The organism is bacterium (assembly GCA_009926305.1).
Classification (GTDB): domain Bacteria; phylum Bdellovibrionota_C; class UBA2361; order UBA2361; family RFPC01; genus RFPC01.
Window position 1 is genome coordinate 1 of the sequence record RFPC01000146.1, and the last position, 2,970, is coordinate 2,970.

3 protein-coding genes are annotated in these 2,970 nt (G+C 48.9%); 1 reads left to right on the top strand and 2 read right to left on the bottom strand.

The features are described from left to right. Positions 1–416 (bottom strand): protoheme IX farnesyltransferase (locus EBR25_12945; GenBank protein ID NBW41888.1); only part of this gene is annotated, 416 nt, incomplete at its 3' end. A gap of 296 nt (positions 417–712) precedes the next feature. On the opposite strand from EBR25_12945, the gene EBR25_12950 reads away from it, so the two are divergent. Then, positions 713–2,641, top strand: coding sequence for a glycosyltransferase (locus EBR25_12950; GenBank protein ID NBW41889.1), 1,929 nt, complete (start codon positions 713–715; stop codon positions 2,639–2,641). Positions 2,642–2,779: 138 nt separating this feature from the next. On the opposite strand, the gene EBR25_12955 is transcribed toward EBR25_12950, so the two are convergent. Then, positions 2,780–2,970, bottom strand: a 191-nt coding sequence (locus tag EBR25_12955; GenBank protein ID NBW41890.1) for a cysteine--tRNA ligase, incomplete at its 5' end; no start/stop codon positions are given.

Consider the following 2,970-nt stretch of genomic DNA (forward strand, 5'->3'; position numbering starts at 1 on the left):
ATGGTATTAAGCCAGGTAATCCGCTTAAGCGGAGTATATACCAACACATAGAGAAACGCGCTTAAGAGTGCGAGAAAGCCTGTTAGGAGGTTCACCTGCCCCACAAGGATAGCTGTTCCGCTGAGCACCAGAGTTGTACCAAATGAGAGCGCACTTGCTGGCGTGATGCGTCCGGCTGGAAGGGGGCGCTTTGCGGTTCGCTGCATGCGCTTATCTAACTCTCGCTCAACGAAGTTATTGAGGACAGCTGAACCAGCGACCGTGAGAAATGTTCCGAATAGTGCAAAGAGGAATCGTGGAAGCGGCTCGATTGTACCAGCACCGAGAAAGTATCCCATGGAGGTTGAAATGAGCACCATGAAACCGATCCGTGGCTTCGTGAGCGAAAGATAATCTTTCCATTTTTGTCTATCCATGGTTTTTGCCTTCACTTGCTGATCCTCTCTGGAAACTCGGACCGACGACCCTCAAAACTATCTCTCTTGTTGAAATACGATTCAAGTCTTAGGGTAGAAACGTGCAAATCAGCCACTCCCTCCCTTCCAGATTCACCAAAAGAAGGATTCACGGGAACTCACTGCTTACATTACACTTTCGGGGCTAGAAAGAGGTACTCCTCTCTCTCCTTTTACGTTATTCTCTCATCTGAGAGGAGGAATCTAGCGCTCATGCTACTCCTCACAAAAAACTCAACAGGTGGCCAGCTGTGTCTATGAAAGCTATGTCTATGACAATCGACGACATCTTCGACCTCATTCGTACAGGCAAACTACAGTCTGCTATCGATGCGCTAGAAGACTATCCAGATAACGACACCAGAGTCAGAAATTACGATCTTATTCGAGGTATTTTCTTGGGAAACTCAAGTGTTCCGTTTCTCGCCGTCGAAGCCCTGAAACGTGAACTAAAATCCTTCCCCGACAACACCCATGCTCAGCAGTATCTCACTGTTTTACAGCAAGAACATAGTTTACTGAGGAACTCTTCAGAGAGCGATACTGGAATCTCTTTTTCACTCGTCGTACCGATCAGTTCGTATCAAACGCTCTGGGAACTTACGCTCCGTTCAATTGCATACCAAGCATACCGGAATATCGAGATTCTTGTCGCTCATCAAAATCTATCGCCAAAAGAGCAAGAAGAGATTCTTACGATCGACCATCGGATTCGACTTATAGAAGTTGAAGACACCTCCCTTGCTGAAAGGATCGATGCCGCGATACAAGTGTCAACGGGGGAATACCAGATGGTTATCCCCGAGGCTGGAACTATCCTCACCCAAACCGGCATAGCAATATTCGGACAACTGTTCGCCAAGGATAGAGCTATACGATTCGCCACCGGGGCTCTATCATATCTCACTCCCGCCGGGCTAACCTGCGATGCCCTCTGTCCCACTAACAGATGGAGCAGGAAAGCCCTCTTAAATCCCAAGATTTTCACTCCTCCGATTGTGTTCCCTCGATTCGCAGATACTGTCTGGCATAAAGATCTCTTCGAGGGGGGAAGAAGTTCGATTGTAGGCTACACTGGGGAAGCATATGAATACGAGCTTTTCCTGACAATGATTCGGCACACCCCCCTTCACACCATCAATGCGCCTCTCAGCATCAGGAAACTGCAGTGGGAAGGGCGCTCGGAATACCTCTCGACGGCGTATGTGAGTGATGCATTAACCAGCATTGAAAGAGAAGCCAGACTATTTCCACTCTCAGAGAACGACACATACATGCCCGCTCTCGTTCGTATTGAGATGAAATCGCAAGGTAACAAGCTGCAAGACCCGTTACAGTCAGCTCCTCCATTGTCACCCCTCAAAATATTTACTGGAAAACTCTTTCAGCAGTACGCACCAAAAATATCGCTCGTTACCCCTTGCTTTAATCAGGAAGAGTTCATTGAAGAGACTCTTGATTCGGTACTGAGCCAGCACTATCCGAATCTCGAGTACATCGTATTAGATGGCGGAAGCTCTGATCGCTCATGTGAAATTATCAAGCGATATGAAAAACACCTGCACTTTTGGCACAGCGAGCCCGACGGAGGCCAGTATTTCGCCCTACAGCACGGACTCCTACAGAACTCGGGTGAGGTCATGAGCTGGATTAACTCAGACGATCGACTCGCACCTCACTCTCTACACTATATTGGGCTCATCTTCCTCATCTATCCGCATCTTTCGTGGTTAACGGGATGTCCTGAAGCAATACTGGAAACTGGTGCTCTTTCACCGAGCCAATTGTCCCGACCCTTAAGCCGAGAAAACTTTCTATCTCGAGGCTTCGATCGCCCATTCATTCAGCAGGAGGGGACGTTCTGGAGACGAAGCCTCTGGGAGAAGGCAGGAGGATCTCTCGATTTACGATATGAGCTTGCAGCAGATACCGAACTGTGGAGGCGATTCTATCGCCATGCGCCACTCTATCAATTCGAAGAGCCTCTCGGCTTATTTCGCGTACGGCCTGGACAACGTTCTGCTGCACATCGAGTGCAATATATGCAAGAAGCTGAAAGAATCTTACAAGAAGAATCGGACCTCACGAGGAGGGGCGTCTATCCAGATTGTCCTCCTCCACCTGCACCCATCACGGCTGCAGAAGTAGCAGCCCTTGGCGAAGAGTACTTCGCTCACCTCTCATGAGAGTCGGCCTAGGGGTGAAGATGACCAAGGACACCTCCAACTAAAATCGAGGAAGAAGCGTTGCAAAAAACGATAGGGAGAATCTGCCCAATCGCTGAGAAGTATCACTCTCTGAAAACCAATGCCGATCCTCAAATTCTACCCTCTGCGAAACTTCACCCCCTCTGGGGTATCCCGGAGCTCGATTCCTTTAGCGGTAAGGAGATCACGAATCTCATCTGCTCGAGCGAAGTTCTTACTCTTCCGCGCTTCCTCTCGCTCATCAATGAGAGCTTGAATCTCCTCGTCTGGCAGCTCTTTTACCTGTTCTCCAATACCAAGACCAAAGA

Coding starts and splice junctions, on each gene's coding strand:
- EBR25_12950 (NBW41889.1), top strand. CDS start 713: ATGAAAGCTATGTCTATGACAATCGACGACATCTTCGACCTCATTCGT.